The organism is Streptomyces sp. NPDC056160, assembly GCF_042268205.1.
Classification (GTDB): Bacteria; Actinomycetota; Actinomycetes; order Streptomycetales; family Streptomycetaceae; genus Streptomyces.
Window position 1 is genome coordinate 1 of record NZ_JBHJUW010000272.1, and the last position, 4,800, is coordinate 4,800.

Annotated in this window: 4 protein-coding genes and 1 pseudogene; 1 reads left to right on the forward strand and 4 read right to left on the reverse strand. The window is 70.8% G+C overall.

The window, feature by feature from the left end:
• Positions 1-401 precede the first annotated feature (401 nt).
• The gene (locus tag ACFC02_RS41660) at positions 402-635 is read right to left on the reverse strand and encodes a hypothetical protein (RefSeq protein WP_376368092.1); all 234 of its coding nucleotides are present in this window, start codon (positions 633-635) and stop codon (positions 402-404) included.
• A gap of 45 nt (positions 636-680) precedes the next feature.
• Here ACFC02_RS41660 and ACFC02_RS41665 point away from each other — a divergent pair.
• Positions 681-1,459: pseudogene (locus ACFC02_RS41665) on the forward strand (glycerophosphodiester phosphodiesterase family protein).
• Positions 1,460-1,515: 56 nt separating this feature from the next.
• Here the strand turns inward: ACFC02_RS41665 and ACFC02_RS41670 are convergent.
• From ACFC02_RS41670 to ACFC02_RS41680, 3 genes are all read right to left on the reverse strand, one after another.
• Positions 1,516-2,361: a prephenate dehydratase gene (locus ACFC02_RS41670; protein ID WP_376368094.1), complete on the reverse strand. Its 846-nt coding sequence runs from the start codon at positions 2,359-2,361 to the stop codon at positions 1,516-1,518.
• Positions 2,358-3,317: a hypothetical protein gene (locus ACFC02_RS41675; protein ID WP_376368096.1), complete on the reverse strand. Its 960-nt coding sequence runs from the start codon at positions 3,315-3,317 to the stop codon at positions 2,358-2,360. The genes ACFC02_RS41670 and ACFC02_RS41675 overlap by 4 nt, the downstream gene beginning before the upstream one ends.
• A gap of 61 nt (positions 3,318-3,378) precedes the next feature.
• Positions 3,379-4,389 (reverse strand): NAD(P)-dependent oxidoreductase, encoded by a 1,011-nt coding sequence (locus tag ACFC02_RS41680; protein WP_376368098.1) that lies wholly within the window; start codon positions 4,387-4,389, stop codon positions 3,379-3,381.
• Positions 4,390-4,800 lie beyond the last annotated feature (411 nt).

Here is a 4,800-nt window from a genome sequence, read left to right on the forward strand (position 1 = left end):
GGCCAGGTCTGGATCAACGACCCGGCGAAACGAAGGCAACCCGAACCACAAGGTTCATAGCACCGCGAACGTCTCATTTGACTTGACAACTACCGACCTGACACCTCTTGGATGCCTTTTCCTCATCGCTCACCACGACGGTCTTCAGCCAACGCAGCATGAGGTGGTTTGAAGCCTCCCCCCGCAGGGCGACTTCGAAGGGCCATACCTTCATCTCTCGCACAGCATCGCTTCCAGGAACTGCCCTACAAACAGATCCCTTTCCGCGTTCAGGACACAAACACCCAAGCCCTTCTCTGCCTCGCGAGACGCCGGGCGGACGTGCTGTTCGCGATGCTCCGCGACGGCACCTTCTACGAGCCCCATCCCGCAGGGGCCAGGTGAAGGTTCATACCGATCGGTCAGTCCTCCGGCCGAAGTCGCTGACGAGCAGCCTCAAGCCGCCGGTCATAGTCGGGTGCGAACAGCTCTGGAAGCGACTTGTCCAGCGTTCCGGCGATTCGGTGGATCGGCGCCCAGACCGCAGGATCGTCGACGACGCCACTGAGGTCCGTCATCTGAAGCTTCTCCAGCCAGTGCGACAGCACCAGCGCCTCGTCGCTCGTGAGCTTGATCGTGACCTGCCTATCACCCATGCACACCCCTCCGGCTCGGCTCCCACGCCCGACCACACGAACCTACTGGCCTCAGACCTTGACGAAACCCATAGGGGCACCCCCCGAGCCACCTTCGACCTCCAGGCCCACCGCGGCGGGCTCGGCCTGACCACCGAGGAGTCCCTGGAAGGGTTCGGCAAGGCGCTGCGCTTGGGGGTGAGCACCCTGGAGCTGGACACGCAGATCACCAAGGACCGCAAGGTCGTCGGGCCCGGCAGGTCAAGCTCGACATCGAGACCAAGGTGGAAGCCGGAGCGCCCGAACAGACCGCGCCGCGCGATCTGTTCGGGCGTCGCGTGTACGAGGAGATCCACCGCTCGGGCATCGAACGGCAGGTCACCATCAAGTCCTTCGACTGGGGCACCCTGAAGACGATGCACCGGCTCGCGCCGTCATACCCGCTGGTGACGCTGACCAACTACGACTTCCTTCAGGAGGGCGAGCCCGGCGCGTCACCGTGGCTCGGCGGTGTCGACGCCGACGACTACGACGGCGACTTCATGAAGGCCGCCGCCGCTGCCGTCCCCGGCCTCACCACGCTCTCCCCCAGCTACGGCTTCCCGCAGAACGGCACGGTCACCGACCCGGGCTTCCGCTTCTACCCCGACGCCCGGATGGTGGCCGAGGCACACCGGCGCCGCCTGAAGATCGTCCCGTGGACCTGCGACGACCCCGCGACGCTGGAGGCGCTGATGGACCTGGGGGTCGACGGGGTCATCACCGACTACCCGGACCGCGTCCGCACCCTGATGGTCGAGCGCGGCATGCGCCTGCCGAGGGCCTACCCCGGCCCCCGGCAGTGACTTCGGCGGTCGCTGACTCGCTGGCCGCTGCTCGTTACTCGCCGCTCGCCGCTCGCTCAGGCGGGGCGTTCGCCCCGCCGGTGGGGGTGGGACGGGTAGACGCCGAGGACACGCACCTCGGAGGAGAAGAAGCGCAGCTCCTGGAGGGCGAGCACCACGTTGGGCTCGTCGGGGTGGCCCTCGATCTCGACGTAGAAGCGGCTGGGGTTGAGCCCGGCGCCCATCTGGTAGCTCTCGATCTTGGTGAGGTTCACGCCGCTGCTGGCGAACCCGCCGAGCGTCTTGTAGAGGGCGCTGGGAATGTTGCGCACGCAGAAGAACAGGCTGGTCACCGTGGGCCCGTCCGTGCCCGGCCAGGGGCCCTGCTCCCGGGAGAGCACCACGAACCGCGTCGTGTTGTCCGGATCGTCCTCGACCCCCGCACGCAACACGTCGAGCCCGTACAGACCGGCGGCGGCGGGCGGAGCGAGCGCCGCATGCCGCGGGTCGCCCAGCTCGGCCACCTCACGCGCCGAACCCGCCGTGTCGTCGCTGACCAGCGTGCGCCAGCCGCCCTCGCGCAGCAGCTTGCGGCACTGCCCGAGCGCGTGCACGTGGCTGCGCACGCACTCCACCTGATCGAGGGAGGCGCCGGCGACACCCATCAGGTCGAAGCGGACGGCCAGGAAGTACTCGCCGACGATGAAGAGTCCCGATTCCGGCAACAGGTGGTGCACGTCCGCCACCCGGCCCGCCGCGGAGTTGTCGACCGGGATCACCGCCACATCCGCCGTGCCCAGCGTCACCGCGTCCAGCGCCTGCTCGAAACCCGTGCAGGGCAGCTCGCTGCCGTCCGGGAACAGCGCGCTGGCAGCGGTCGCCGAGTTCGAGCCGCGCTCACCCTGATATGCGACGGTCGTCACCGTGTATCGCCTTCCACCGTGGGGGTCCTCTCGTCGGGCGGCAGCAGGTCCACCGCGTACCGCATGTACTGCAGTATCGGGGTGCTGTCGTCCACCAGGGAAATCAGGGGGTCCCGCGCCGCGTTCCCCCGGCAGGCCAGACCGTACTCGTACGCCGCCGAGACCACCTGGTGCACCAGCCGGCCCGCCCGCCGGACCCGCTCGGCGAGTACCGCCTCGGCGGCCGGCCTGGCCCCCGCCGCCCGGGAGACCCCGTGCAGCCGCGCCGCCAGGCTCAGCCGCTCGTCGTGCAGCGCGGCGGCCAGCTCGGCCGCCGCCGCGACGGGTGACACGGCAGACGACACGGCGGCGCCGTGGGTGCCGAGCGCGGCCAGGGCGTCGGTCAGCCGCCGCGCGGCGCCGAACGCCATGCCCGCCACCGCCGCCCAGACGAACACCGCGTCCCCGGCCCCGAGCGGGGTGCCGGACGAGCTGGTGGCGAACCCGCCCGGCACGTACACGTCCGCCAGCCGGAACACCGCCCAGGGCCCGTCCGTACCCCTGTCCGCACTTCCGGCCGCACCGCCGCCCACGCCCCCGGACGCACGGCCGTCCCCAGCGGCGTGGGGGTCGCGCGACGGCCCGGGCAGTACCTTCGACGACACCACGAACACGTCCGGGTCGCCCACCCCGAACCTGTCCCCGGGCCCGTGCGGGTGCTCGGCCAGCCGCAACGCCAGCCACCGACCGCCCGTCACCGCCGCCCTCGACCCCGCCGTCCCCGCCGCCGGCAGCCGCCACTGCCCCGACACCGAGAACCCGCCCGCGACCCCTCGCACGAGCGGACCCGCGCCGGACGGATCCCAGGGCAGGGCCGCGGCCAGCGGAGCGGACCAGTTCCAGACGGAGGTGAACGACTCCCACGCCGCCGACGCGTCGGAGTGCCCGTCCCGCTCGTAGAAACCGAGCACCCGCACCGGATCGGCGTACGGTCCGACTATCCTAAGGTATCCACCCCGCACGTCGGTCGTCCCCCGCCTAGGCAACCCGCTCACCGGCCAGGTGCTCGTACGTGTGCGCGTGGTCGCTCTCGGACTCGTGTCCGTACCCGGCCGTGTGGACGACGTTGTCGAGTTCCGCGCCGCGTGCGAACCGGTTCAGCTGCCGCCGCAGGAAGTCCACGCTCGTCTGCGGGAACGCGTCGGTGAAGGCGGCCACGTGCGGAGTGACGATGGCGCCGGGGAGCTCCCACAGGGGATGGCCCTCGGGCAGCGGCTCGGGATCGGTCGCGTCGAGGGCGATGCGCAGCCGACCGCCGCGCACCTCGCGCACCGCCGCCGCGGTGTCCAGCAGTTCCCCGCGGGCGACGTTCACCAGGAAGGCGCCGTCCTTCAGCAGGGCCAGCTCCGCCGCGCCGAACATGCCGCGTGTGGCCTCGGTCAGCGGTGCGCACAGCACCACCGCGTCGGCCGTGGGCAGCAGCGCGGGCAGTTCCGCCGCGCCGTGCACGCGGCCCGCCGGGGTCGTACGCCCAGTCCTGGCCACGAGGACGACCTCGCAGCCGAACACGCCGAGCCGTGCCGCCACGGCCGCGCCCACGGCGCCGTAACCGACCACCACGACCCGTTTGCCGACCAGCGTGGTGCCGGTGCCCCGGCACCGGTCATCGTCCCCCTGACGGCGTACGAAGCGGTCCAGGCCCCGGGCGAGGGCCAGCAGCAGGGTGACGGCCAGCTCCGCGGTGGCCTCGCGGTGCACTCCGCGGGCGGTCGCCAGCCGGGCACCGGACGGCAGCAGGTCGAGCAGCGGCACCATGTGGTCGTATCCCGAGCTGAGGAGCTGGACGACCTCGACGTCGACCGCCCGCGGCAGCAGGTGCGCGAAGACGCGTTCCGACCCGGTCACCGGCGGTCCAACCAGGAACCGCACCTCGCGCGGGTCACCGGGCAGCGAGGCCGAACCGTCCCAGTAGCGGTAGGAGAGTCCCTCCGGCAGGCGGGGAATCCGTTCCGGTCGGTACGGGAGCCACACCGTCTTGTCGTCGTCCATCGTGCCTCAGCCTCTTCCGCGTCCCGCCGCGCCGCACGGGCGCGGAACCGTCCGGTCACGTCCGTGAGAACACGTGTGCATGTACTCATCTCGCCAACGTGTGCAAGTCGGCCGAAAGTTCACGTGAGGTACGGCACATCCCTTGTCGGACACCCGCTGCCTGATGGCCGGTCACCCCGCCGCGTACCACAAGAGGTTGGCCGCGTGGGGGGGGTGCCTCTATGTGTTTCGGCAAGGCGCCCAGGCTTGGTTTGGGGTGGTTTGGCTTGCTGTGGTCATGCGGCGAGGTCGACGTCCTCGGGGACGGGGCCTTCCTCCGTGATGGTGGACACGCGTCTTTGATCACGCGGCGAGCGTGAGTTTAGCGGCGTGGTGTCGGCGTTCGTATTCGTTGGGGCTGAGGTGGCCGTT